This window comes from Mesorhizobium sp. WSM4898 (assembly GCF_029625845.1).
In the GTDB taxonomy this organism is placed as follows: Bacteria; Pseudomonadota; Alphaproteobacteria; order Rhizobiales; family Rhizobiaceae; genus Mesorhizobium.
Genome location: NZ_JARTVQ010000003.1, coordinates 605,195 through 627,443 on the forward strand (window position 1 = coordinate 605,195; position 22,249 = coordinate 627,443).

Annotated in this window: 24 protein-coding genes, 3 tRNA genes and 2 pseudogenes; 14 read left to right on the forward strand and 15 right to left on the reverse strand. The window is 62.7% G+C overall.

Annotation, left to right across the window (positions count from 1 at the left end):
• A pseudogene (locus P9228_RS17710) lies at positions 1 to 78 on the reverse strand (elongation factor Tu); the annotation flags it as partial.
• A gap of 282 nt (positions 79 to 360) precedes the next feature.
• Here P9228_RS17710 and P9228_RS17715 point away from each other — a divergent pair.
• Entirely contained in the window at positions 361 to 1,248 is an 888-nt protein-coding gene (locus P9228_RS17715; protein ID WP_278054594.1) for a DMT family transporter, read from the forward strand.
• Between the two features lie 26 nt (positions 1,249 to 1,274).
• Here P9228_RS17715 and P9228_RS17720 read toward each other — a convergent pair whose 3' ends face one another.
• Both P9228_RS17720 and P9228_RS17725 read right to left on the reverse strand, forming a co-directional pair.
• Positions 1,275 to 2,081, reverse strand: a complete 807-nt coding sequence (locus P9228_RS17720; protein ID WP_278054595.1) for a sulfotransferase family 2 domain-containing protein — start codon at positions 2,079 to 2,081, stop codon at positions 1,275 to 1,277.
• A 121-nt stretch (positions 2,082 to 2,202) separates the two neighbouring features.
• Entirely contained in the window at positions 2,203 to 2,460 is a 258-nt protein-coding gene (locus P9228_RS17725) for a GlsB/YeaQ/YmgE family stress response membrane protein (RefSeq protein ID WP_066989559.1), read from the reverse strand.
• 127 nt (positions 2,461 to 2,587) lie between these two features.
• Here P9228_RS17725 and P9228_RS17730 point away from each other — a divergent pair, with 127 nt between their 5' ends.
• Positions 2,588 to 3,040, forward strand: coding sequence for a YidB family protein (locus P9228_RS17730; protein ID WP_278054596.1), 453 nt, complete (start codon positions 2,588 to 2,590; stop codon positions 3,038 to 3,040).
• A 76-nt stretch (positions 3,041 to 3,116) separates the two neighbouring features.
• Here P9228_RS17730 and P9228_RS17735 read toward each other — a convergent pair.
• Together P9228_RS17735 and P9228_RS17740 are read right to left on the reverse strand one after the other, a co-directional pair.
• Positions 3,117 to 3,190, reverse strand: a tRNA-Gly gene (locus P9228_RS17735).
• Positions 3,191 to 3,258: 68 nt separating this feature from the next.
• Positions 3,259 to 3,343, reverse strand: a tRNA-Tyr gene (locus P9228_RS17740).
• A 200-nt stretch (positions 3,344 to 3,543) separates the two neighbouring features.
• Here P9228_RS17740 and P9228_RS17745 point away from each other — a divergent pair.
• Positions 3,544 to 4,407 (forward strand): RNA methyltransferase, encoded by an 864-nt coding sequence (locus P9228_RS17745; RefSeq protein WP_278054597.1) that lies wholly within the window; start codon positions 3,544 to 3,546, stop codon positions 4,405 to 4,407.
• Positions 4,408 to 4,468: 61 nt separating this feature from the next.
• On the opposite strand, the gene P9228_RS17750 is transcribed toward P9228_RS17745, so the two are convergent.
• The 3 genes from P9228_RS17750 to gcl form a co-directional block, all read right to left on the reverse strand.
• The gene (locus P9228_RS17750; RefSeq protein ID WP_278054598.1) at positions 4,469 to 5,353 is read right to left on the reverse strand and encodes a 2-hydroxy-3-oxopropionate reductase; all 885 of its coding nucleotides are present in this window, start codon (positions 5,351 to 5,353) and stop codon (positions 4,469 to 4,471) included.
• A gap of 193 nt (positions 5,354 to 5,546) precedes the next feature.
• On the reverse strand, positions 5,547 to 6,344 hold the full coding sequence (gene otnI, locus P9228_RS17755; protein WP_067321520.1) for a 2-oxo-tetronate isomerase: 798 nt from the start codon (positions 6,342 to 6,344) through the stop codon (positions 5,547 to 5,549).
• A 27-nt stretch (positions 6,345 to 6,371) separates the two neighbouring features.
• A complete protein-coding gene (gene gcl, locus P9228_RS17760; RefSeq protein WP_278054600.1) occupies positions 6,372 to 8,153 on the reverse strand; it encodes a glyoxylate carboligase in 1,782 nt (593 codons plus the stop codon).
• Between the two features lie 202 nt (positions 8,154 to 8,355).
• Here gcl and bhcR point away from each other — a divergent pair, with 202 nt between their 5' ends.
• Positions 8,356 to 9,177 carry an HTH-type transcriptional regulator BhcR gene (gene bhcR / locus P9228_RS17765; RefSeq protein ID WP_278054602.1) on the forward strand — a complete coding sequence of 274 codons (822 nt, stop codon included), beginning with the start codon at positions 8,356 to 8,358 and terminating at the stop codon, positions 9,175 to 9,177.
• Positions 9,178 to 9,403: 226 nt separating this feature from the next.
• Positions 9,404 to 9,763: a hypothetical protein gene (locus tag P9228_RS17770; RefSeq protein WP_278054604.1), complete on the forward strand. Its 360-nt coding sequence runs from the start codon at positions 9,404 to 9,406 to the stop codon at positions 9,761 to 9,763.
• Positions 9,764 to 9,870: 107 nt separating this feature from the next.
• On the opposite strand, the gene P9228_RS17775 is transcribed toward P9228_RS17770, so the two are convergent.
• Positions 9,871 to 10,182, reverse strand: coding sequence for a BA14K family protein (locus P9228_RS17775; protein WP_066989901.1), 312 nt, complete (start codon positions 10,180 to 10,182; stop codon positions 9,871 to 9,873).
• Positions 10,183 to 10,452: 270 nt separating this feature from the next.
• Entirely contained in the window at positions 10,453 to 10,620 is a 168-nt protein-coding gene (locus P9228_RS17780) for a hypothetical protein (protein WP_082953745.1), read from the reverse strand.
• 151 nt (positions 10,621 to 10,771) lie between these two features.
• On the opposite strand from P9228_RS17780, the gene P9228_RS17785 reads away from it, so the two are divergent.
• Together P9228_RS17785 and P9228_RS17790 are read left to right on the forward strand one after the other, a co-directional pair.
• Positions 10,772 to 10,847 (forward strand) — tRNA-Thr (locus tag P9228_RS17785).
• A 69-nt stretch (positions 10,848 to 10,916) separates the two neighbouring features.
• Positions 10,917 to 11,120: a DUF2905 domain-containing protein gene (locus P9228_RS17790; protein ID WP_278054606.1), complete on the forward strand. Its 204-nt coding sequence runs from the start codon at positions 10,917 to 10,919 to the stop codon at positions 11,118 to 11,120.
• Positions 11,121 to 11,175: 55 nt separating this feature from the next.
• On the opposite strand, the gene P9228_RS17795 is transcribed toward P9228_RS17790, so the two are convergent.
• Entirely contained in the window at positions 11,176 to 11,790 is a 615-nt protein-coding gene (locus P9228_RS17795) for a TetR/AcrR family transcriptional regulator (RefSeq protein WP_095801323.1), read from the reverse strand.
• 92 nt (positions 11,791 to 11,882) lie between these two features.
• Between P9228_RS17795 and P9228_RS17800 the strand changes: the two genes are divergently transcribed.
• The 7 genes and pseudogenes from P9228_RS17800 (at position 11,883) to P9228_RS17830 (ending at position 19,359) form a co-directional block, all read left to right on the forward strand.
• Positions 11,883 to 12,956, forward strand: a complete 1,074-nt coding sequence (locus P9228_RS17800) for a spermidine/putrescine ABC transporter substrate-binding protein (protein ID WP_127241911.1) — start codon at positions 11,883 to 11,885, stop codon at positions 12,954 to 12,956.
• 7 nt (positions 12,957 to 12,963) lie between these two features.
• The gene (locus P9228_RS17805) at positions 12,964 to 13,809 is read left to right on the forward strand and encodes an ABC transporter permease (RefSeq protein WP_067321534.1); all 846 of its coding nucleotides are present in this window, start codon (positions 12,964 to 12,966) and stop codon (positions 13,807 to 13,809) included.
• A 2-nt stretch (positions 13,810 to 13,811) separates the two neighbouring features.
• Positions 13,812 to 14,594: an ABC transporter permease gene (locus P9228_RS17810; RefSeq protein ID WP_278054612.1), complete on the forward strand. Its 783-nt coding sequence runs from the start codon at positions 13,812 to 13,814 to the stop codon at positions 14,592 to 14,594.
• On the forward strand, positions 14,591 to 15,655 hold the full coding sequence (locus P9228_RS17815) for an ABC transporter ATP-binding protein (protein WP_127217312.1): 1,065 nt from the start codon (positions 14,591 to 14,593) through the stop codon (positions 15,653 to 15,655). The genes P9228_RS17810 and P9228_RS17815 overlap by 4 nt, the downstream gene beginning before the upstream one ends.
• A gap of 4 nt (positions 15,656 to 15,659) precedes the next feature.
• Complete coding sequence (locus P9228_RS17820) at positions 15,660 to 16,421, forward strand: MBL fold metallo-hydrolase (RefSeq protein ID WP_127217311.1); 762 nt, start codon at positions 15,660 to 15,662, stop codon at positions 16,419 to 16,421.
• Between the two features lie 423 nt (positions 16,422 to 16,844).
• Positions 16,845 to 17,618, forward strand: a complete 774-nt coding sequence (locus P9228_RS17825; RefSeq protein ID WP_067321550.1) for an NAD kinase — start codon at positions 16,845 to 16,847, stop codon at positions 17,616 to 17,618.
• A 191-nt stretch (positions 17,619 to 17,809) separates the two neighbouring features.
• Positions 17,810 to 19,359: pseudogene (locus tag P9228_RS17830) on the forward strand (DEAD/DEAH box helicase).
• Positions 19,360 to 19,467: 108 nt separating this feature from the next.
• Here the strand turns inward: P9228_RS17830 and P9228_RS17835 are convergent.
• From P9228_RS17835 to P9228_RS17850, 4 genes are all read right to left on the reverse strand, one after another.
• Complete coding sequence (locus P9228_RS17835; RefSeq protein ID WP_066989524.1) at positions 19,468 to 20,076, reverse strand: hypothetical protein; 609 nt, start codon at positions 20,074 to 20,076, stop codon at positions 19,468 to 19,470.
• A gap of 246 nt (positions 20,077 to 20,322) precedes the next feature.
• Positions 20,323 to 20,973: an OmpA family protein gene (locus P9228_RS17840; protein WP_059184805.1), complete on the reverse strand. Its 651-nt coding sequence runs from the start codon at positions 20,971 to 20,973 to the stop codon at positions 20,323 to 20,325.
• Between the two features lie 100 nt (positions 20,974 to 21,073).
• A complete protein-coding gene (locus tag P9228_RS17845; RefSeq protein WP_278054617.1) occupies positions 21,074 to 21,442 on the reverse strand; it encodes a GFA family protein in 369 nt (122 codons plus the stop codon).
• A 168-nt stretch (positions 21,443 to 21,610) separates the two neighbouring features.
• A complete protein-coding gene (locus P9228_RS17850; protein ID WP_066989898.1) occupies positions 21,611 to 21,988 on the reverse strand; it encodes a hypothetical protein in 378 nt (125 codons plus the stop codon).
• Between the last annotated feature and the right edge of the window lie 261 nt (positions 21,989 to 22,249).

The window sequence follows — 22,249 nt, forward strand, 5'->3', positions numbered from 1 at the left end:
CGTCTTGCCATGATCGACGTGGCCGATCGTGCCAATGTTCACATGCGGCTTGGTGCGCTCGAATTTACCTTTTGCCATAGTCTCTTTCCTTGGGCGGCCTTGACCTTCAGTTCAGTCGAATGCGGGGCGATTAGCGACAACGGCCGCAAAACACAAGTGCCTTGTGGTTGAGCGTTCTCTCGCTCGAGCCGAACCAATGATCTGATTTCAGGGTATGGCGCGGATATAGGATCGCGACAGGCGAATTCAAATCCGCGCGTCTTGCCTCGGCTAGCTCATCGACAGTTTCGCGCGGGTAGACGCCCGATCGGCCGGAACTGGCCCATTGCCGCCCCGATCCGCCTCTGATTTCTTCAGCCAATGCAATTCCTTCCGGCAAATATCCGCGGCCCGCTGTTCATGATCGTCTCGACGGGATCCTACCTCGTCAATGACACGATGATGAAGCTCGCGACCGCAGGGCTGCCGCCTTATGAGGTGCTGCTGCTGCGTGGCGCGGCCGCCACACTGTGGGGCATGCCGCTTCTGCTGATGCTCGGCTATGGCAGGCAGATCCCGCTGCTGTTCGAACGCAAGGTGCTGCGCCGGAACCTTTGCGAGCTGGCGGCGATCCTTTGCTACGTCGTGGCGTTGGCCAACATGCCGATCGCCGATTCGACGGCGCTCGGGCAGATCACGCCGCTCATCGTGCTGGTCGGGTCCTCGCTCCTTTTCGGCGAGAAGATCGGCGCCGTGCGAATGGCGCTGATTAGCCTAGGCTTTGTCGGCGCCGTCATGGTGGCGCAACCGACGATGCAGGGCATTTCCATCTATGCCTTGCTGGCGCTGGGCAACGCGGCCCTGGCCGCGGCGCGCGACCTCGCCGGACGTAAGGTGGGCGCCGAGGTGCCCGGCATGATCGTCGCCATCTCCGCCGTGGTTGTCGTGCTGCTCGGCTCAGGTGTCGCACACCTTGTCTCGGAACAGTGGGTGATGCCGGAGGGCCGTCATCTCCTTTTGCTTGCCGGCGCCGGCCTGTTCCTGATCTTCGGTCACTTCTTCATCTTCATGGCCTATCGCGTCGGACCGACAAGCGCGGTGGCGCCCTTCTACTATTGCTTCACCGTCTGGGCGGTGATTTCCGGCCTTTTGGTGTTCGGGCAGCTCCCCAACACGCTCGCCGTCTGCGGCATTCTCCTGGTGATCGGCAGCGGCCTCGCCATCGTGTCGCTCGACGAGCGAAGGAGGCGCTTGAGCGTTGTGGCCTGAGGTCGTCCGGACTGAAAAGCTGAACGCTACAGCCCCACCCTTTTCTTCAACGGACGTTTGGCAAGGAATCCGACGAGGTTGCGCAGCGTCCGCGGGTAGACCAGACGGCCGTTGCGAAAAGCGGTCAGATCGCCGGCGACATGCAGCGAGGACGTCTCATCGGGATCGCCTTGGGGGATGCCTCCCCATCGTGCCGGATCGTAATAGTCGACAAGGAAACCGTAGTCGTAGCGGCAGAAGCGCATCGCCTTTCTGAACGCCGCGGGGGAAAGATCCGAGGGACTGACCTTGCCCCGGGCTGCCTGCAGCCGCGGCATAGAGACTGTCTTGCCGCTGACCGTGGACAGGAAGGCGCCGACCTTGTCCATGTCCTCGAATTTGAAGACGTGCTCGAACAGGAACAGGCTGGAACCGATGAACCGGCGTGGCGAGGCGACGTGAAAGTGGATGTCCCCTGAGCATGCGCAGTATTTTTCGATGTTGAGGATGAAGGTATCGGGATCCGGATTGGTCGGCAGCCCAAAGCTCTCGAGCAACTCGAGGTTGGGCGAGCGTGACCGTAGGACATCGGTGTCCAATATCCTGCTGGAATAAGCCGAGAGCAGCCGCTCCAGCGGATCACGAACGATCGTGAATTTGCCGCTGAGCCCGTCATAGACCGGCTCGAACGGATCGGCCCAATTGGTTGCAATTTGACTGTGGACGTCGTTGTCCGGGTCAAGCAGAACGGCTTCCTTGCCGCCGAGCGCCATCAGCGCGTATTTGACGCTGCTGGTGCCGCTTTTCGGGATTGGATAATAGGTGACCGGAAGGCCTTGAATCTGGACCGCCATCGCCGTTCCGCCCCACGCCATCCAATGCCAATAAGCAGCGCGGTCGCGTTCGACGACCAGCGCTCGGCTGACGATCCCACCACGGCGATCGAGCCGTGGTTTCGCCGATCGTTCGACCGTTCTACAGCGTGCGCCTGCCGGAGAACTGGTGATAGGCCCAGAGCACGACGACCGAGCCGATGACGGCCACAATCAGGCTCCAGATGTTGAGGCCGGTGACGCCCGATGCGCCGAAGGCGCTGAAGATCACGCCACCGACGATAGCGCCGACGATGCCGAGCACGATGTCCATGATCAAGCCCTGACCGGTCTTGTTGACGATCTTGCTGCCGATGAAGCCGGCGATCGCGCCGAGAATGATCCAGCTGATGATGCCCATTTCTTCCCTCCAATTCCCCCCGGTGCCAATCATTTTCATATGATGGTGAAAAGCTCAAGACAGCTTGAAAATCCCCCCGGTTGCGCCATTCTGGCGACGGGTGGACTTGGTTGATAGGAGATCCATGATGGGCCTTTTTGACAACGCCGTTCCCGGCGGCAACATCACCAAACCCCTGATGATCGCGCTCGGCGCACTGCTGGTCGGCAAGATGCTGAGCGGCAGAAGCGAGGAACAGCCGGCCGACGGTGAGGCCCCCGCCCCAACTCCCGCCGGAACCTCCGCCGATGGCGGCCTGCTCGGCGGACTGGGCGGGCTGCTCGACAGACTGCGAGACTCCGGCCACGGCAACGTTGCCGATTCCTGGGTCAGCACCGGCCAGAACCAGCCGATCAACGCCAACGATCTCGGCTCGGCGCTGGGGCCGGCGGTGATCCGCGAGATCGCGCAACGTACCGGTATGAACGAGCATGAGCTGCTGCAGCAATTGTCCACGGCGCTGCCCGGCGTTGTCGACAAGCTGACGCCGAACGGCCAAGTCCCGCCGCAACATCAGGTGACATCGGCTTTCAACAGCTAAGCACAAGGCAGATCGAACACGCCGCGCGCCACGGGTGCTCGGCGTTTTTCTTTTGAGGCCTACGACGAAGAAAATCTGGAGCGGGTAGCGGGAATCGAACCCGCATATTCAGCTTGGAAGGCTGCTGCTCTACCACTGAGCTATACCCGCCTGCGCTAGCCCCGGAAACAGCGGCACACTTCCGGTGCTTTTTCGTTTCAGGGCTACCGGGCCGGCAGTGGTGGAGAGGGTTGGATTCGAACCAACGTAGGCTAAGCCAACGGATTTACAGTCCGTCCCCTTTAACCACTCGGGCACCTCTCCAGTCTGCCGCCGGAGCCATGCAACGAGGCATTTCAGCCGACCCGGAGCCCGAGTAAGGATCTTCTCCGAAATCAGCGATGCGCCTTATGGCGGCAAGGCCGGTGGGTGTCAACCGGCGCGGCCAGGGTTTTTCGAGGATGTTCGGCATTCGTCGCCGCAGCCCGTATCCTTAGCCGGCCGGGACGGTTATAGAGGCCGGCATGAGCGACAGCAAAAGCAGCAAACCGGGCACCCCGAAGGATACCCACTACGCCAAGCTGAGGCGCGCGCATCGCGACCAGAAGGCGGGCGGCGCGCCGGCATTCCGGCCGCGCCAACCGGTGCCGCCAGGCGAAGGCCCCGCCGACGGACTGGTGCGGCTTTACGGCCTGCACACGGTGCGGGCCGCACTCGACAATCCGCGACGCAAGATCAAAAGAATGCTGGTGACCCGCAACGCCGCCGAGCGTCTGGCGATCGGCGATCTTGCCGCCCTGCCCTTCAAGGCCGAGTTGGTCGAGCCGAAAGATATCGACAAAATCACCGGCTCGGACGCCGTGCACCAGGGCGTGCTGATCGAGGCGGAACCGCTTAAACCCAAGCGCCTTGACACGCTCGGCGACACAAAGCTGGTGCTGGTGCTCGACCAGGTCACCGACCCGCACAATGTCGGCGCTATCCTGCGCTCGGCGGTGGCTTTCGGCGCCGGCGCGCTGATCACGACGGCCCGCCACAGCCCGCAGGAATCGGGCGTGCTGGCGAAATCGGCCTCGGGCGCGCTGGAGCACATCGACCAGATCGAGGTGAAAAACCTCGCCGACGCGCTGGGTCAACTGCACGATGCCGGCTTCCAGACGATCGGGCTCGATTCCGAGGGACCGTCGGAGCTGGAAAAGAGCTTCGCCGGAGGAAAAATTGCGCTGGTTCTGGGCGCCGAGGGCAAGGGCTTGCGCCAGAAGACGCGCGAGACGGTGACGGCGCTTGCCCGCCTCGACATGCCCGGCGCCATCCGCTCGCTCAACGTCTCCAACGCCGCGGCGGTGAGCCTTTATGCGGCCAGGAAATTTATAGCGAATAGCGAATAGCGAATAGCCGAGACACGGCGGCCCGTCGGCCTGCAAATCCCTATTCGCTACTCCCTATTCGCTAGGCCACTTGGTGGCCCGCCATCCGCTCCAGCGCCCTGACCAGCGCCGAGTGATCCTCCTTCGCCCCACCATTGGCGGCGCAGGAATTGAACAGTTGCTGCGTCGTCGAGGTGTTGGGGAGCGCAACGCCGAGCGCCTTGGCGCCTTCCAGCGCGAGGTTGAGGTCTTTCTGGTGCAGTTCGATGCGGAAACCGGGCGCGAAGGTGCGCTTGATCATGCGCTCGCCATGCACTTCGAGGATGCGCGAGGCGGCGAGACCGCCCATCAGGGCTTGGCGAACCTTTGCAGGATCGGCGCCGGCCTTCGAGGCGAAAACCAGGGCTTCGCCGATCGCCTCGATGGTGAGCGCCACGACGATCTGGTTGGCGACCTTGGTGGTCTGGCCGACGCCGTTCGGCCCGACCAGCGTGATGTTCTTGCCCATCTTCTCGAACACCGGCCTGGCGCGCTCGAACGCCTTGTCCTCGCCGCCGACCATGATGGTAAGCGAGGCTGCCTTGGCGCCGACCTCGCCGCCGGATACCGGCGCGTCGAGATAGTCGCAGCCGAGATCGTTGATCTTCTTGGCGAAGTCCTTGGTGGCGATCGGCGAGATCGAGCTCATGTCGATGACGAGCTTGCCTTTCGACAGAGCTGAAGCGACGCCGTTTTCGCCGAACAGCACATCCGCCACCTGCGGCGTGTCGGGCACCATGGTGATGATGATGTCGGCGGCGCTGGCCACCGCGTCGTGGCCGGTGACGGTCTTCAGCCCCTTGGCCGCGAGAGCGGCCGGCGGCTTCGAGCGATGGTCGCTGGCGATGACCGGGTAGCCGGCGTCGAGCAGATGCCCCGCCATCGGCGCGCCCATGATGCCGAGGCCAATGAAGCCGATGGTTTCCATTTTGCGGTCTCCTGAAGGTCTTTGTCCGAATGGATCGAAGGCTGGCGCCGCCCCTCATCCGCCTGCCGGCACCTTCTCCCCGTGAAGGATGGGGAGAAGGGACACGCTCCAGCGCTGGCGACCCCCCTCTCCCCCGTTTTTCACGGGGAGGGGGTAAGGGTGAGGGGCAGCGCCGAGGCTGGTTGAGAAGCGCCTAAGCCGCCGCACTCCCCTGCCCGGCGAACTGCCGGAACCAGCCGAGTCCCACCTCCGTGCCGGCCTTCGGTTTGTATTCGGCGCCGATCCAGCCGGAATAGCCGAGCCGGTCGATATGGTCGTAGAGGAAGGGATAATTGATCTCGCCCGTCCCCGGCTCGTGACGGCCGGGATTGTCCGCAAGCTGGATATGCGCGATGCGGCCAAGGTTTGCCTCGATGGTACGGGCGAGATCCCCCTCCATGATCTGCATGTGATAAATGTCGTATTGCAGGAACAGGTTCTTCGAGCCGATGCGGTCGATGAGCGCCAGCGCCTGATCGGTGTAATTCAGGAAGAAGCCCGGAATGTCGCGAGTGTTGATCGGCTCGATCAGCAGCTTGATGCTGGCCTGCTCCAGCTTTTCGGCCGCGAAAGCGAGATTTTCGGCAAAGACGTTTTCCAAAGTAGTGCGATCGGCACCCTGCGGCGCGATGCCGGCGAGGCAGTTGACCTGCTCGCAGCCAAGCGCGTGCGCATAAGTGATCGCCTTGGCGACGCCCTGGCGAAATTCAGGCACGCGGTCGGGCAGCACGGCAATGCCGCGCTCGCCCTTTGCCCAGTCGCCGGCCGGCAGGTTGAAGAGAACCTGCGTCAGGCCGTTCTTCTTGAGGCGAGCGGCAACAACGTCCGGCGCATGGTCGTACGGCCCGATATATTCGACGCCCTTGAAGCCGGCGCGGGCAGCGGCATCGAAACGGTCTAGGAAATCGTGCTCCCCGAAGAGCATCGAAAGATTGGCTGAAAAACGCGGCATTCTTTTGCTCCTTCTTTCCGCCGGACTTCAATCGAGCATCACGATCGCCGTCGGCGCATCCTCGTGGCTTTCGGCAAGCTCCTCGAATTCGGTGATCTTGTCGATTTCGGTGCCCATGGAAATGTTGGTGACACGTTCAAGGATGAATTCGAGAACGACCGGGACCTGGTGGTCCTTCATCAGCCGCTCAGCCTCTTTGAAGGCGCCGGCGAACTCTTCCGGCTTGCGCACGCGAACCGCCTTGCAGCCCATCGCCTCGGCGACCGCGACATGGTCGACGCCGTAGCCGGCCTCGGGATCGTTTGCCCGGTTGACGTTCTCGAAGGCGAGGCTCACCTCGTAGTCCATCGAGAAGCCGCGCTGCGCCTGGCGGATCAGCCCGAGATAGGCGTTGTTCACGACGACGTGGATGTAAGGCAGGTTGTGCTGCGCGCCGACCGCCAGCTCCTCGATCATGAACTGGAAGTCGTAGTCGCCGGAGAGCGCGACGATGGCGCGATCGGGATCCGCGGCGCGCACGCCGAGCGCGGCCGGCAGCGTCCAGCCGAGCGGGCCGGCCTGGCCGCAGTTGATCCAGTTGCGCGGCTTGTAGACATGCAGGAATTGCGCGCCGGCGATCTGCGACAGGCCGATCGTGGTGACATAGGTGGTGTCGCGGGCAAAAGCCTTGTTCATCTCCTCATAGACGCGCTGCGGCTTCAGCGGCACCTGCTCGAAATGCGTCTTGCGCTTCATGGTTTTCTTGCGCTGCTGGCATTCCTTCGCCCAGCCCGACCAGTCGCGCAGCTTGCCGGCCGTACGCCACTCGGTGGCGACGTCGAGCAGCATCTTCAGCGCCGCGCCCGCATCCGAGACGATGCCGAGATCCGGCGCGAAGACGCGGCCGATCTGAGTGGGCTCGATGTCGACATGGATGAATTTCTTGCCCTTGGTGTAGACGTCGACCGACCCGGTGTGGCGATTGGCCCAGCGGTTGCCGATGCCAAAGACGAAGTCGGCTTCAAGCATTGTCGCGTTGCCGTAACGGTGCGACGTCTGCAGGCCGCACATGCCGGCCATCAGCCGGTGATCGTCGGGGATCGCGCCCCAGCCCATCAACGTCGGAATGACCGGCACGCCGGTGACTTCGGCGAACTCGATCAGCAAATCGGAAGCATCGGCGTTGATGATGCCGCCGCCGGCGACGATCAGCGGCTTTTGCGCCTGGTTGAGCATTGCCAAAGCCTTTTCGGCCTGGGCGCGCGTCATTGCCGGCCTGAAGGGAACCAGCGGCTCATAGGCCTCGATGTCGAATTCGATCTCGGCAAGCTGCACATCGAGCGGCAGGTCGATCAGCACCGGGCCAGGTCGCGAGGTGCGCATCAGGTGGAACGCCTTCTGCAGCGCCATCGGAACCAGATAGGGTTCCATGACGGTGACGGCCCATTTGGCGACGGGTGCTGCGATCGAAGCGATGTCGACGGCCTGGAAATCCTCCTTGTTGAGGCGAGCGCGCGGCGCCTGCCCGGTAATGCAGAGGATGGGAATGGAATCCGCCGAGGCGGAATAGAGCCCGGTGATCATATCGGTGCCGGCCGGACCTGAGGTGCCGATGCAGAGCCCGATATTGCCGGCCTTGGCGCGGGTAAAACCTTCAGCCATGTGCGAGGCGCCCTCGACATGGCGCGCGAGAACGTGGCGGATGGTGCCGCGCGCCTTCAGCGCCGAATAGAGCGGGTTGATCGCCGCGCCCGGCACGCCGAAGGCATTGGTGATGCCTTCCTTTTCTAGAACGAGAACCGCCGCGTCGACAGCGCGCATCCTGGCCATGTTCAGCCTCCACTTCGTTGATTGGCTTCAGAATGCCAGCGCGTTCCCGATTTTTCAATTTTTTCAGAATATTTTTTCATTTCTGGGAAACTGTTGTACCTGGCTGAATTCACTGATCTTTTCCTTTTCCAGAAAATCGCCACGACGGGCTAGTGAAAAACTTTTTCATTGCGCTCCGCGCGAAATTGCGGAGAATGCGTGCATGGAAACCACGGAAAAACGCCAACGCGGCCGGCCGCGTGCCTTCAACGGCCCGCAGGAAGCGGCTTCGGTGCAGTCGCTCGACCGCGCGCTGCGCATCCTGGCGATCGTCGCGGACGCCAGCGGCTTGTCCTTGAGCGAGATCGCGGCGCACAGCGGCATCGCCGCCTCAACGGCCTACCGCATGCTGACGACGCTGGAGAACCACGGCATGGTCGAGTTCGACTCGACCGACCAGCTCTGGTCGATCGGCGTCGAGACCTACCGCATGGGCGCCGCCTTCCTGCGCCGCCGCAAGCTAGTCGACCGCGCCCGCATCGTCATGCAGGAACTGATGGAAAAGACCGGCGAGACCGCCAATCTGGGCGTCGCCGAGGACGATTGCGTGGTTTTCGTCAGTCAGGTCGAGACGCATCAGGCGATCCGGGCCTTCTTCCGGCCGGGCACGCGCAGTTCCTTCCATGCATCAGGCATCGGCAAGGCGGTGCTGGCGCATCTCGAGCCGGAGCGGGTCGCCGCCATCCTGCGCAAGGCCGGCCTGCAGCGCTTCACCGACAAGACGCTCTCCGACATCTCGGCGCTGGCTCATGATCTGGCGACCATCAAGCATCGCGGCTGGTCGGTCGACGACGAGGAACGCCATCCCGGCATGCGCTGCGTCGCCGCTGCCATCTTCAACGAGTTCGGCGAGCCGATCGGCGGCGTTTCCGTGTCCGGCCCGACGGTGCGGGTGACGCCCGAGCGCCTGGCCGAGATCGGTCCGCTGGTGCGCGAGGCCGCGGCCGAGGTGACGAAGATGATCGGCGGCGTGAAAGTCTACTGACTGCGACAGCTTTTGTTTGCGCATGACCCCGGCGTCATGCGCCGGGCAGCGCGCTCTTGGCCACCATCTCGGGACGGCCGGACTAAACGTATCGCTGTACACCCTCGGCTGCATAGGCCCTGCCGTCTTGCCGAGGCGTTCGAATGCATGCGAAAGGGCGTGGATGCGGAAAACGGTTCAACTATTGCTCGCCGCTTCACTTTGCGGATGCGCTGCCACGACACCGGTGCCGGACTCGAACGGGCAGCGCGTCGATTCCATACCGATCTCGCTTGCCCTCGAGGAGATCATTACCGCCGGCGTCCGCCAGCACTTGAAGGGTCCAGTCTCGGCGAAGTTCGGGACGATGCTTGCCGGTGAGCGGACGTTGAACGGCCGCCATGAGATCGTGGTTTGCGGCTTTGTCGACGACAAGCGCTCGGCCGGCGGCTCCAGCGACGGCAAAGCCTTCATTGCCAAGGTCAACCCGGATGCCGGAAACAGCTTCGAACTTGTCGCGATGAGCGGTGAAACGTCTAATGCCGGGCTTGCCGTTGCCGGCGTTTGCCGCAGCGCGGGATTGGCGATCGAGGCCAAGACTTCGTAGCACCAAACGAAAAAGGGGCCGCGAAGCCCCCTTTCCGGACGGTGGCTCTCCTCTGTTTTACGCAATTCCGGACGGAAAACCGCTATGCGCTTTTCCTGGAATTGCTCTCAGAGGCGGCAGTAATGCGGATAGCCGTCGTAGCCGATGTAGGTGTTCGAGCCCGGATCGTAGCTGGCATAGCGGGCCATGCAGCGGCGAACATGCCAGGAACCGTGGTAGCCATCCTCGACATAGACCGTCCGCGGCTGCTGAGCGAGCAGGTTGCCCAGGACGAAGCCGCCAACGCCGGCGGCGATGCCGATGCCGAGCTCGCGGCGGTGATGATGGTCGTGAGCGGCCGAAGGCTGGACGGTGCCGGCCAGCGTGCCGGCGGCGACAGAGGTGGCGATAAGGGTCGAAACGAGCGTGCGCTTGAACATGATGATCTCCTTGGTTCCTGACCGAGGCGATCCATCCGCCTCTTGATCATCTGTCGTTGCAGCGCGGAAAAGGTTCGAAGTTTTTTTCTGATTTTTTTGAGTGCCCGGAAGCGGCTCAAATCTTTCGGGACTGCTCCTATCTCTGATCGAGGCGACCATTCGCCTCTGGTGATCAGTTGTGGCGGAGCGGCGGCAAAAGGTTCGATGGATGGGTGAATGAGTGAATGGTCGAGAAAACGCCGCCTTTCACCATTAACCATTCACTCCCCTTCACCCCATTCCCGTCACGTGCCGCAGCCAGAAGGCCAGCACGATGAAGCCGATGATCGTGGTGACGCCCGTCCAGTCGATGTTGGCCTTCTTCAGATCGCTGACGGCCTTCATCAGGAGAAGCCAGGTCACGACGATGAGCGGTAGGATGATGACGAATCTGATCATGCGACACCCCGTTCGACGCGATTGCACCCGACAGAGATGTAGGAAGCGGCGCGCCTCTTTTCAGCATGCCGACTAAGCCAAGCGGTCCATTAGCAACCCAAAACGGAGTTTTGTCTTTACTGGCGCACGAAATGTGCTACCGGAGCGCCGTGCCCTTGTAGCTCAGCTGGTAGAGCAGCGGTTTTGTAAACCGAAGGTCGCGGGTTCGATCCCTGCCGGGGGCACCATCCTTCGCTCTGCCAGCTTTCGAAGCATCACTATATTCTGGCAATGCGCTATTTCCGGCAGGTGCTGCCATGTCGCGAACTCTGATCGTCATTGGCCTCAGCATAGTTGCCGCTGGCCTGCTGTGGCCATGGGTGACCAGGATCGGCCTCGGCAGGTTGCCCGGTGATATCGTGATCGAGCGCGAGAATTTCAGGCTCTACTTCCCCATCACCACGGGAATTCTGATCAGTGTCTTTCTCTCGACCATTCTGTGGCTGATCAACCGTCACTGAGTAGTTCGGCCGCAGCGCTTTGCTGAAAGCCCTCTACCCGCTCGCTCTTGATCTTCTATACGCCGATCGCAGCCACCAAGATCCGGTTCTGCCGCTTTATCGCCGCGCGCAGCTCCGGGATTTTCGCCTCGTCGCGCTTCACGAACTCGATGAACATCATGTTCATGTTGTTGAAGATCAACTCGCCCACCGCTGGGCCGTCGATGTCTGACCGCACCAGGCCGATCTCCTGCAGGCGGGCGATCAGCGCCCGGATCTGTTCGGTCAAGGCGCGGTCGAGCGCGGTATAGGCCTGGCCGAAAGGGCTGTCGGGCAATTGGGTCGAGATTGCCATCGCCTGCCGCCACATCTCCTTGCTCAGGTAATTGAGCGAGTGCTCGATATAGATGCCGATCAGCCTGTCGAGCGCGTCGCCGACATCGGCCGGCGGGCTGCCGACCACGCCTTGCCCGGCATTCAGCACCTCGTTGACCTCCATAGCGACGATGGCGCCGAGGATGTCACCCTTATTCTGGTAGTAATTGTAGATCGTGCCGATCGAGACCTCTGCCTGCGCAGCTATGGCCTCGATCTTGGCGCCTTCATAGCCGGCCTCACGGAAAAGCTCCGTCGCCGCATCGATGATGCGGCGGTGCCTGTCCGCCTTCTGCCGTGCGCGCAATCCGCTCATATCGGCCTCTCTGCCACAAAATCATAATTGACTCAATTTTAGAATTGGTTCAACTTTTCCTCAACAAGCCAGCAAGGCAGGGAGAACACTCGATGACTGTCCGGAATCCGCTTTCCAGCCTGAAGTCCCGTCTCGGAGCCGCCTGCGCTGCTGTGGCACTGCTCGCCGCTGGCGGCGCTCAGGCCGCCGATCTCAACGCGCTGATCTGGTGCGACCACTCCGATCCGGCGCTGCTGCAGCCCTTCGAGGAGGCCAACAACGTCAAGGTCAACGTCAAGGAATTCGAGGGCACAGGCGCAGGGCTCGCGATCGTCGATCAGTCGCAGCCGGGCGATTGGGACGTGATGGTGATCGATTCCATCGACGTACCGCGCGGTGTCGAGAAAGGCCTGTTCGAGCCGCTGCCGGAGGACAAGCTGCCTTTCGCCGACCTCTTTCCGGAAGTGAAGATGGACAAGTCCACCGTGGTCGACGGCAAGCGCTACGGCATCACCGAAAAGTTCGGCTACAACACGATCGGCTTCAACAAGACCAAGGTCGATCCGGCCGACATGCAGTCGCTGGCTTCGCTGACCAGCGACAAATACAAGGGCAAGATCGCGATCTACGACTATTACCTGCCGGTCATCGGCATGGCGGCTCTGGCGATCGGCAAGAAGACGGCCGACCTCACCGAGGCAGACCTGCCCGCTCTCAAGGCCGAGCTGCTCAAGATGAAGGCCAACGCCAAGCTGGTCGGGGAAGTCACCGCCAGCCAGACCGCGCTTGCGACCGGCGAGGTGGACGTCCTTGTCGGCGGCGGCGAGTGGGTAACTGCGGGGCTCGCCAAGGAAAACCCGGCGCTCGACTTCTCGATCCCCAAGGAAGGCGCGGTGCTGTGGTCGCAATCGCTTGCCATGTTCAAGGAATCCAAGAACAAGGACATGGCGCTAAAATTCATTCAGTACATCCTGAGCCCGGAAGGCCAGGCGCGCCTTGCCACCTCCTCCTGCTACTGGGGCATGCCGTCCAACAAGAAGGCAGCGCTCACCGACGAGCAGAAGAAGATCCTGCGCTTCGACGAGCAGCCCGGCTTTCTCGCCCGCGCCCAGGCCTATCCGGCGCCGAACGCCGATCTCGACAAGAAGATGCAGGACATGTGGACCGAAATGCTGCAGGCACAGTAATCGGCCGATGAGCGGTTCCGGAGGTAGCCCGCGTGCCCTGCCCTGGGCGCTGGTCACGCCGGCGCTGGCTTGGACGCTTCTGTTCTTCGTGCTGCCCTTCGTCGCCATGGGATTGTCGAGCCTGACGGCGCATGAAGGCGGCGGCTTCACTTTGGCCAATTACAGCCAGTTCTTCACCGATCCATCCTACTGGCGGGCGATGGTGAACTCGCTGCAGGTGACCGCAATCGTCACCGTGATTTCGATCGTGCTCGCCTACCCATTCGCCTGGATCCTCGCCGAACAAGTACCGGAGCGCTGGCAGCGATTGGCACTGATGCTCGCCGTGCTGCCGTTCTGGACGTCTTACGTCGTGCGCTCCTATTCCTGGCTGCTCGTGCTGGCGCAGAACGGCGTCATCAATCGGGCGCTCACCGGCATCGGCTTGGTCGCGGAGCCGCTGCAGCTTGCGAACACTCGGTTCGCTACCGTCACCGGCTTCGTCCACTTCTTCGTCATGCTGCTGACGCTCACCATCTTCGCCAATCTGAAACAACTCAGCCCGAGCTATCGCAAGGCGGCCGCCGACCTCGGTGCCGGGCCGGTGCGGACCTTCCTGCATGTCGTGCTGCCGCTGACCCTGCCCGGTATCATGGTCGGGGCTTTCCTCACCTTCGTACTCTGCATCGGCGACTACATCACGCCGCAGATCCTCGGCGGCAACAACGAGCTGCTCATGCCGCAACTGGTCATGATGCAGATCGGCCGGCGCGGCGATTTTCCGCTGGCCTCGGCGCTTTCGATCATCCTGATGGCCGTCGTCACCGTCGCCTATCTCGCCTGCGCCCGCTGGCTGAAGATCGAGCGGGCTTGACCATGCGTGCTGCCGTCCGCCTCGCTGCCTGGCTCTACGCGATCGCCGTCTACGGCTTCATCTTCCTGCCGGTGGTCGTGCTGATACTGTTCTCGCTGCAGGCGACCTCTTTCCCCATCCCGCCTTTCACCGGCCCGTCGCTGCGCTGGTACCAGGCGGTGCTGTCCGATGCACGCCTCACCTCCGCGCTGGTCAATTCGCTGCTGGTGGCGGTGCTGTCCTCGCTCGCATCCGTCACGCTCGGCTTCCTTTCCGCCTGGGGTTTCGCGCGCTTCGTGCTGCCGGGCTCGGCCCTGCTGCGCGGGCTGATCACGCTGCCGCTCACCGTCAGCTATCTGATCATCGGCATGGGGCTGCTGGTGCTGTTCAACTGGGCCGGCGTGCCGAAATCGCTCATCGCCGCCGGCATCGGTCATGTGGTGATCAACCTGCCGCTCTGCTTCGCCATCATCTACAGCCAGATGGGCGACCACCAGATCAACATCGAGCGCGCCGCGCGCGACCTCGGCGCTCCCGAATGGAAGGTGCTGCTGATGATCACCGTGCCGCTCATGGCGCCGGCGATCTTCGCCGGCTTCTTCCTGTCGATGACCTTCTCCTGGGACGAGTTCGTCATCTCCTTCCTGCTCACCCGATTCGAGACGACGCTCCCGGTCGAGATCTGGAACCTCTTGCGCTCCGGCCTCAATCCCAAGACCAATGCCGTCGGCTCGCTGGTCTTTGCGGTCTCGATTGTGCTCGTGGTGCTGTTCGAATTGACCCTGCTGCGGAGAAAGCCGGCATGAGCGCCCCATTGGTCGACATCCGCAACGTCTCGCATCGTTTCGGCCTCCTCGCCGTTTTGAAGAACGTCTCGCTCGCGATCGAGCCCGGCAGCTACACGATCCTCCTCGGCCCGTCCGGCTCCGGCAAGACGACGCTGCTTTCGATCCTTGGCGGCTTCGTCACCCCCAGCGAAGGCGAGGTGTTCATTCGCGGCGCGGATTGCACCGCCGTGCCGCCGGCCAAGCGCCCGACGACGACCGTCTTCCAGGACTACGCGCTGTTCCCGCATATGAGCGTCGGTAAGAATGTCGGCTTCGGGCTGCGCATGCAGGGCGTCGATGGCGCGACGCGGACGGCAAAGGCACGCGAAGCGCTCGCCCTCGTCGGGCTTGCAGACTCCTCCGACAAGAAGCCGCACCAGCTCTCCGGTGGCCAGCGCCAGCGCGTCGCGCTGGCGCGCGCGCTGGTCATCGAGCCGGCGGTGCTGTTGCTCGACGAGCCGCTCGGCGCGCTGGATCTTAAGCTGCGCCGGCAGATGCAGGACGAGTTGAAAGCGATCCAGAAGCGGGTCGGCACCGCTTTCGTCCATGTCACGCACGACCAGGAAGAAGCGATGGCGCTGGCCGACCATTGCGTGGTGATGAATGATGGGCGCATCGAGGACGAAGGCGCGCCCGAGCGGGTCTATGCGCGGCCGAAGACTCGCTTCTCGGCGACCTTCATGGGCGAAAGCACGATTCTCGCAGGCAAAGCCGGCGAAACGCAGGATGGACGCGTCGAAGTCGCGACCAGGCTCGGGCCGATCTCGCTGCCCGGCACTGCGCCGGCTGGCGCGGCTGTGGCGCTTGCCATCCGGCCCGAGCACCTCATCCTTGCGGGAGCGAAAGGCGACGTCGCGCTCGGCACCGCCAAAGTGAGCGACGTCGTTTTCCAAGGGAGCTTCAAGCGGGTGCTCGCCACCTCGGCGCAGGATCCTACATTGCAGTTCATCGCCAAGGCACCAGCTCCCGCGACCGTCCAGGCCGGCGACACGGTCGCGGTTTCATGCAATGCTCAAGACATCATCCTGCTGGCGGACTGATCCAATGAGCATGCTTCCGGTCATCGAGGCTCCGGACTGGTACGAGGCCATCCGCATGGGCGACGACGTCACGCTCATCCATGAGCCATGGATAAAGCCGTTCTTCCGCTGCAACATCTGGCATGTGCGCGGCCGCGACCGCGATCTTTTGTTCGATACCGGCCTCGGCCATGTCAGCCTGCGGCGCCATGTGCCGCTGGTCACCGAACGCAAGCTTGTCTGCGTCGCCAGCCACACGCATTTCGACCACATCGGCTGCCACCACGAATTTCCGGATCGCTGCGTGCATTCGGCTGAAGCCAAAATCCTCGCGGATCCGCGCAACGAGTGGACGGTCGCCGACCGCTACGCGACAGACGAGATGTTCGACGGCATGCCCGACGGATGGGATACGGCCAGCTACCGCATCCCGCCTGCGCCGGCCAACCGGCTGCTTGAGCAGGGCGACGTTGTCGATCTCGGCGATCGTGCCTTCGAGGTCATCCACACGCCTGGCCACTCACCCGGCGGCATCGCGCTCTACGAGCGAAAGACCCGCATCCTCTTGTCCGGCGACATCGTCTATGACGGGCCGCTGATCGACGGCGTCTACCACTCCGATATCGGCGACTATGTCGAGACGCTGCTTGCCATGCGCGACCTCGACGTCTCGGTCGTGCATGGCGGCCATTTCCCGAGCTTCGGCAAGGTGCGCTACCGCCAGGTGATCGACGAGTATCTCGCGCAGAAGCGGCAGGCGGGCTGTCACCTGCTGCAGAACCGCTAGCGCTTTAAAGCGCCCTTTGCGGACAGGGCATCCCGGCGGCGTCGCCGCAGCGGGAGGCCGTCGGATGCGGCCGCTGGCTCATCTCCTCCGAGTGGCGCACAAGCTCGGCGAACATGAGGGCGAAACTTCCCATCATCAGGAAGACTATTATCAGACGCGTCACCGGCAATAGACAGGTCTCTCGACTGGCCAGCCCCCGCCAACCCATCCACTGCCGGCTAACATGATCGATCCGGCTTTACGAGTGTTTAAGCCTGGTCTTAACCATTTGCAGCCATCACATTCGTTGCATGGCTGTCACGAAGCGCGAGCGCCAACGCCTATCCGCCTGGCGGCGCGCACCGCCCTTTGCAGATGCGGTCGGCGCATGCTACGCCGTCGCCTGCGCGACCGGCAGGCGGTAGCGGTCGCCGTTCGGGATCCATGAGCAAAGAAACCAGCCGTTTCGCCTTCGTCTCTTCCGACACCGACGACGCCCGCGCGGCGCTGGAAACCTTGTCGGCGCGCTATGGGCAAATACCTGTCGCCGAGGCGGAGATCATCATCGCGCTCGGCGGTGACGGCTTCCTGCTGCAGACGCTGCGCGACACGATGAGCACGGGCAAGAAGGTCTACGGGATGAACCGTGGCACCATCGGCTTCCTGATGAACGAATATCGCGCCGGCGGTCTCGATGAACGCATTTCGAAAGCGGTATCCGAGACGATCCGCCCACTGGAAATGCAGGCGGTGACTCACGAGGGCGAAACGATCTCGGCGCTGGCGATCAACGAAGTGGCGCTTTGGCGCCAATCCTATCAGACCGCGAAAATACGCATCACCGTCGACGAGCAGGTGCGGCTGGAGGAATTGAACTGCGACGGCGTCATGATCGCGACACCCGCTGGTTCGACAGCCTACAATCTGTCGGCGCACGGGCCGATCCTACCGCTCGACGCGCCGCTTTTGGCGCTGACGCCGGTCAGCCCCTTCCGGCCCCGGCGCTGGCGCGGCGCGCTGCTCTCCAACAAAGCGATCGTGCGCTTCGACATATTGGAGTCGGAAAAGCGCCCGGTGAACGCCGCCGCCGACCACACCGAGGTCAAGGCGATCGCCTCTGTCACGGTGCGGGAATCGCCGACCGCGACGGCGACGTTGCTGTTCGATCCCAATCATTCATGGAACGAGCGTATTCTTGCCGAGCAATTCCGCTATTGAGCCGGTAGAAGACAATAACCCCGATTAAGCATCGCAATTAAGGTTACGTGTTCACAATCCGCCGGATTCCCGGCCGTTTCTGTTGACAAATCGCGGACTTGCGCCTAACTGCAACCCGATCTTGCAGGCGCGCGGCGCCCGCCGCAACGCGTGTTGCGATTTTTCCCGAACCAGCCAAAGACAGCCACAACTTGTCCGCAGACACTCAGACCGCTCAAGAAGCGTTGACGTTCACAGACCTCGGCCTGTCGCCGAAGGTCCTCTCCGCAGTCACCGATGCCGGCTACACCAAGCCTACCCCGATCCAGTCCGGCGCCATTCCGCATGCGCTGCTCGGGAAGGATGTGTTGGGCATTGCGCAGACAGGCACCGGCAAGACCGCTTCCTTCGTGCTGCCGATGCTGACCCGGCTGGAAAAGGGCCGTGCGCGTGCCCGGATGCCGCGCACGCTGATCCTCGAGCCGACACGCGAGCTCGCCGCCCAGGTTGAGGAAAACTTCGTCAAATACGGCAAGAACCACAAGCTCAACATCGCGCTGCTGATCGGCGGCGTCTCCTTCGAGGAGCAGGACAAGAAGCTGGAGCGCGGCGCCGATGTGCTGATCGCCACGCCCGGCCGGCTGCTCGACCACCGCGAGCGCGGCAAGCTCTTGCTCAACGGCGTCGAGATCCTCGTCATCGACGAGGCCGACCGTATGCTCGATATGGGCTTCATCCCGGATATCGAGCGCATCTGCGAGATGATCCCGTTCACGCGCCAGACCTTGTTCTTCTCGGCGACCATGCCGCCGGAAATCACCAAGCTCACCGAGAAATTCCTGCATGCGCCGGTGCGCGTCGAGGTATCCAGAGCCGCTTCCACCGCGACCAGCATCACGCAGCGCCTGGTGAAGTCAGGCTCCAAGCCGTGGGACAAGCGCGAGACGCTTCGCAATCTCATGCGGGCCGAAGAGTCCGATCTGAAGAACGCCATCATCTTCTGCAACCGCAAGGTCGAAGTGTCGGAGCTTTTCCGCTCGCTGCTGAAGCATGATTTCGACGCCGGCGCGCTGCATGGCGACATGGATCAGCGCGCCCGCATGCAGATGCTTGCCAATTTCCGCGATGGCAAGCTGCGTTACCTCGTCGCCTCGGACGTCGCCGCCCGCGGCCTCGATATTCCAGACGTCAGCCACGTCTTCAACTACGACGTGCCGATCCATGCAGAGGATTATGTCCACCGTATCGGGCGCACCGGCCGGGCCGGCCGCTCCGGAAAATCCTTCACCATCGCGACGCGCTCCGACACCAAATATGTCGACGCCATCGAAAAGCTGATTGGCACCAAGATCGAATGGCATGACGGCGACCTGTCAACGGTCGCCGAGAGCGAAGGCGAAGAAGCGCCTCGCCGTGGCCGCGGCGCGCCGGTCGCAAGGATGAGGACCGCAAGAGCCGTGGCGAGCGCAAGAAAAGCGCGGACCGCCACGCCAGGCACAGCGACGACGAGACGCCGGAGACACCACGCGAAGAGCAGCCGGTGGCCGAGATTGCCGACATTGCCGAGCGCCGCGCCCGCAAGGATGCGATCCGTTCCGAGAACGACCGCAAGGGTTTCGACAACCGCAACGAGCAGCGCGGGGCTTCCCGTCCTCAGCGCGACCACAGCCGCCCTGGCCGCCACCGCCATGAAGAGGACGACGCGACCGTCGGCTTCGGCGATGACGTGCCCGCCTTCATGCGCATCGTCGCGAAGGTCTGACCTCAATACCGCGTCGGCAACAACGAGGCGGCCCCGAATGGGGCCGTTCCTCTACTGCCGCTTCGCTCGAAGGATACAAGCGCTTTGCCGGGATTGTCCTGCTGCCGCCTACATCGGCCCGGGCATCATCTTGGTCGGCTTCTCCAGCATCGGAAACTCGGCGTCGCTGCATTTCACCTTCGGATTCGTCGGGCTGAACATGCCGTTCGGATTGTCCCTGAACAGCCAGGCGTGAAGATCGTAATGGACGAACTCCTTCGGGATGAGCGGATAATGCCCCTCCATCGGGCCCATGAATTTCTGGCCAAATAGGCTCGGTGGTTCCTTGACATCCGGGGTCAAGGGCACCAGCCATTCTACGGCGACCAGCTTCAAGCCTTTCTTGGTCGGTTCGTAAATGAGCACGTTGGGCTTCATCGGGTCGAGCTTCTGGCCGACGCTCGGAACGTTGACGAAATGGATGCCCATGGCGCCCTTCGGATATTCCATCGTGCCCGGAATCTTCTCGCCCGAGTAATAGACGCAGCCGACGGTCGACAGATAGAGGTCGCGAACGGCGGCCGTGTAGTCCTCATATTTGGCCAGCGATTTTTTCAGAGCTTCGATGTCGGCCTTGTTGGCGTCTTCGGCCCGGGCCGTGGCGGCTCCAACCCATGCGCCCAAGAGGCCAGTCAAAACGAGGACGCCGCAGCGCCCAAGACGAGTCGTTCTTGTCATGCATTCCTCCCAGATTCTTGAACTGGCCGTGCAAGACCGAGGCGGAAAAATGCTGATTGCGCGGCCGGTTGTACCGCCTCATCCCCGCTGGACAGCGTCGATGCTAGTCCTTTCCAAGGCGATGGAAAGGCATCAATTAGAACTAGCTAAGGCCCCGACGGCTTTTCCCATCTCGAGGTCAAAAACAAAACGGCCCTCGCGGGGCCGTTTTGCATAGTAGAGTAGTTCTCCTGGCAGCAGCTTCTATCAGGTCAGCGGCGACAGCTGGATCTCGACGCGACGGTTCTGGGCGCGACCGGCAGCCGTCGCGTTGGAAGCAACCGGACGTGTCTTGCCGAAGCCGGTGACGGCGAAGCGGCGGGAATCGACGCCCTGGCCCGACAGGTAGTTGGCGACGGCCAGCGCACGGCGCTGCGACAGGTCGAAATTGTGCTCGTCGCCGCCGGTCGAGTCGGTGTGGCCGAAGACGTCGACGGTCGTCTGGCGGAACTTGTTCAGCACCAGCGCCACCGAGTTCAGCACCGGATAAAAGCCCGGCTTCACCGCGTCCTGGTCGACGTTGAAGGTGATGTCGGACGGCATGTTGAGAATGATCTGGTCGCCGCTGCGGGTGACGCTGACGCCGGTGCCCTGCAGCTGACGGCGAAGCTCGGCCTCGTTCTGGTCCATCGTCGCGCCGATCGCGCCGCCAGCAAGGGCGCCGATGCCCGCACCGATCAGCGCGTTGCGGCGGTCGTTGCCGCCGGCCAGCAGACCAAGGCTGGCACCCGCCAACGCGCCGAGGCCGGCGCCGGCCGCGGTGTTGGAGATCTTCTGGTCGCCGGTATACGGATCGGTGGTGGTGCAGGCGCTCACGAGCACAGCCGTCGCCACGACGACGAGCACGGTCTTCTTCATAAGATTGTCCCTCTCCAAATCGCGGCCGTTGCAGCCGCGCCAAATCAGCCCTTCCGCACGCGTTGTACCATGAATTGCGGCAAAAAGCGGAACGGCAAAGCTACCAGAGGTTCTTGCCGTCGATCACCACCACTTCGACCCTGTCCAGGTCGAAGTCGTCGAACAGGCGAGAGTTGACGCTGATCCTCGGGTTGTCGAAGTCGGGCTGGCCCGTCGACCAGTCCGGCGTTTCGGTGAAGGTGGGGCAGCCGCAGGTCGAGCAGAAACCATGCTTTATGGTTTTCGAGCCCCAGCGGTAGAAGGAGACGTTCTCAGGCGGGCTGGTGAGCTTGAATTGCGACGGGACGTAATAGGCCCAGAGCGACCCGCGCTTGGAGCAGAATGAGCACGTGCATTGCGTCACCGTCTGCGGCGCCTCGGAGACTTCGAAAGTCGTGGCCTTGCAGTGGCAGCTTCCCTTGATGATCATGGATCTCTCCGTTGTCCGCCGCCCGCCCCGCACAGTTCCGTGCGGAAGACGCGGCGGAACTTCTGTGGCAGCAAGGCAACATAAAGACGTCGTCCTGACAACCGTTCGTCAGCAGGCGCGGCAGCGCCCGGTCGAGAGCTCACATGGCACTGCCTGGCCGCGGCAATCCTAGTAAGAGGGCGGCGGCACGAACAGGCAGATGGTCTTGCCGGCGTCCAATCCGGCCTGGTGCGCGCACCAGTGATATTCGCCATCAGGCGAATCCTTGACCCGCTTGTCGCTGTAGGCGACCACCTCGCCCGTGCCTTTTATCACATAGCCTTCCGGCCGCTCGCCGATCGATGTCTGTGGCACCTCCTTGCAGTCGTAGTTGGCGCAGCAGGCAAAGGGATAGCTCCAGGCTTGCGGAAGCACCGCCGTAGGTTTGGCGTCGTGCGCGACGGCAGTAGCGGTCAGCATCATGGTCCCGAAGGTGGCGAACAGGGAAAACAGGAGCCGGCCGGCCGGGCGAACGGCTCGGGCCGATCTTGACTTGGCAGCAGACATCGAAGCGTTCCTTTCGAGCATCAAGCGTTTTGTCGCTTGCCCGTTCCCGGAACGTGTCTTCCCAGTGGCCGGATCGTCAGTCGCAGATATGCCGCGTCCGGCCATACATGCTTCTATACCCAGCCCGAATGCTGGGCTGATTCCTTGGCCGGCGCAAGAACTGGGCGTGCCCTCGGAATCGCACCGGGGTTCAGCAGCGGCCGCAGAAAAGGGTGCGCCGACTTGGTTAACAATAACTACGACAAGCCTGCGACCAGGGGT

Coding starts and splice junctions, on each gene's coding strand:
- P9228_RS17715 (WP_278054594.1), top strand. CDS start 361: ATGCAATTCCTTCCGGCAAATATCCGCGGCCCGCTGTTCATGATCGTC.
- P9228_RS17720 (WP_278054595.1), bottom strand. CDS start 2,081: ATGGCGGTCCAGATTCAAGGCCTTCCGGTCACCTATTATCCAATCCCG.
- P9228_RS17725 (WP_066989559.1), bottom strand. CDS start 2,460: ATGGGCATCATCAGCTGGATCATTCTCGGCGCGATCGCCGGCTTCATC.
- P9228_RS17730 (WP_278054596.1), top strand. CDS start 2,588: ATGGGCCTTTTTGACAACGCCGTTCCCGGCGGCAACATCACCAAACCC.
- P9228_RS17745 (WP_278054597.1), top strand. CDS start 3,544: ATGAGCGACAGCAAAAGCAGCAAACCGGGCACCCCGAAGGATACCCAC.
- P9228_RS17750 (WP_278054598.1), bottom strand. CDS start 5,353: ATGGAAACCATCGGCTTCATTGGCCTCGGCATCATGGGCGCGCCGATG.
- otnI (WP_067321520.1), bottom strand. CDS start 6,344: ATGCCGCGTTTTTCAGCCAATCTTTCGATGCTCTTCGGGGAGCACGAT.
- gcl (WP_278054600.1), bottom strand. CDS start 8,153: ATGGCCAGGATGCGCGCTGTCGACGCGGCGGTTCTCGTTCTAGAAAAG.
- bhcR (WP_278054602.1), top strand. CDS start 8,356: ATGGAAACCACGGAAAAACGCCAACGCGGCCGGCCGCGTGCCTTCAAC.
- P9228_RS17775 (WP_066989901.1), bottom strand. CDS start 10,182: ATGTTCAAGCGCACGCTCGTTTCGACCCTTATCGCCACCTCTGTCGCC.
- P9228_RS17780 (WP_082953745.1), bottom strand. CDS start 10,620: ATGATCAGATTCGTCATCATCCTACCGCTCATCGTCGTGACCTGGCTT.
- P9228_RS17790 (WP_278054606.1), top strand. CDS start 10,917: ATGTCGCGAACTCTGATCGTCATTGGCCTCAGCATAGTTGCCGCTGGC.
- P9228_RS17795 (WP_095801323.1), bottom strand. CDS start 11,790: ATGAGCGGATTGCGCGCACGGCAGAAGGCGGACAGGCACCGCCGCATC.
- P9228_RS17800 (WP_127241911.1), top strand. CDS start 11,883: ATGACTGTCCGGAATCCGCTTTCCAGCCTGAAGTCCCGTCTCGGAGCC.
- P9228_RS17805 (WP_067321534.1), top strand. CDS start 12,964: ATGAGCGGTTCCGGAGGTAGCCCGCGTGCCCTGCCCTGGGCGCTGGTC.
- P9228_RS17810 (WP_278054612.1), top strand. CDS start 13,812: ATGCGTGCTGCCGTCCGCCTCGCTGCCTGGCTCTACGCGATCGCCGTC.
- P9228_RS17815 (WP_127217312.1), top strand. CDS start 14,591: ATGAGCGCCCCATTGGTCGACATCCGCAACGTCTCGCATCGTTTCGGC.
- P9228_RS17820 (WP_127217311.1), top strand. CDS start 15,660: ATGAGCATGCTTCCGGTCATCGAGGCTCCGGACTGGTACGAGGCCATC.
- P9228_RS17825 (WP_067321550.1), top strand. CDS start 16,845: ATGAGCAAAGAAACCAGCCGTTTCGCCTTCGTCTCTTCCGACACCGAC.
- P9228_RS17835 (WP_066989524.1), bottom strand. CDS start 20,076: ATGACAAGAACGACTCGTCTTGGGCGCTGCGGCGTCCTCGTTTTGACT.
- P9228_RS17840 (WP_059184805.1), bottom strand. CDS start 20,973: ATGAAGAAGACCGTGCTCGTCGTCGTGGCGACGGCTGTGCTCGTGAGC.
- P9228_RS17845 (WP_278054617.1), bottom strand. CDS start 21,442: ATGATCATCAAGGGAAGCTGCCACTGCAAGGCCACGACTTTCGAAGTC.
- P9228_RS17850 (WP_066989898.1), bottom strand. CDS start 21,988: ATGTCTGCTGCCAAGTCAAGATCGGCCCGAGCCGTTCGCCCGGCCGGC.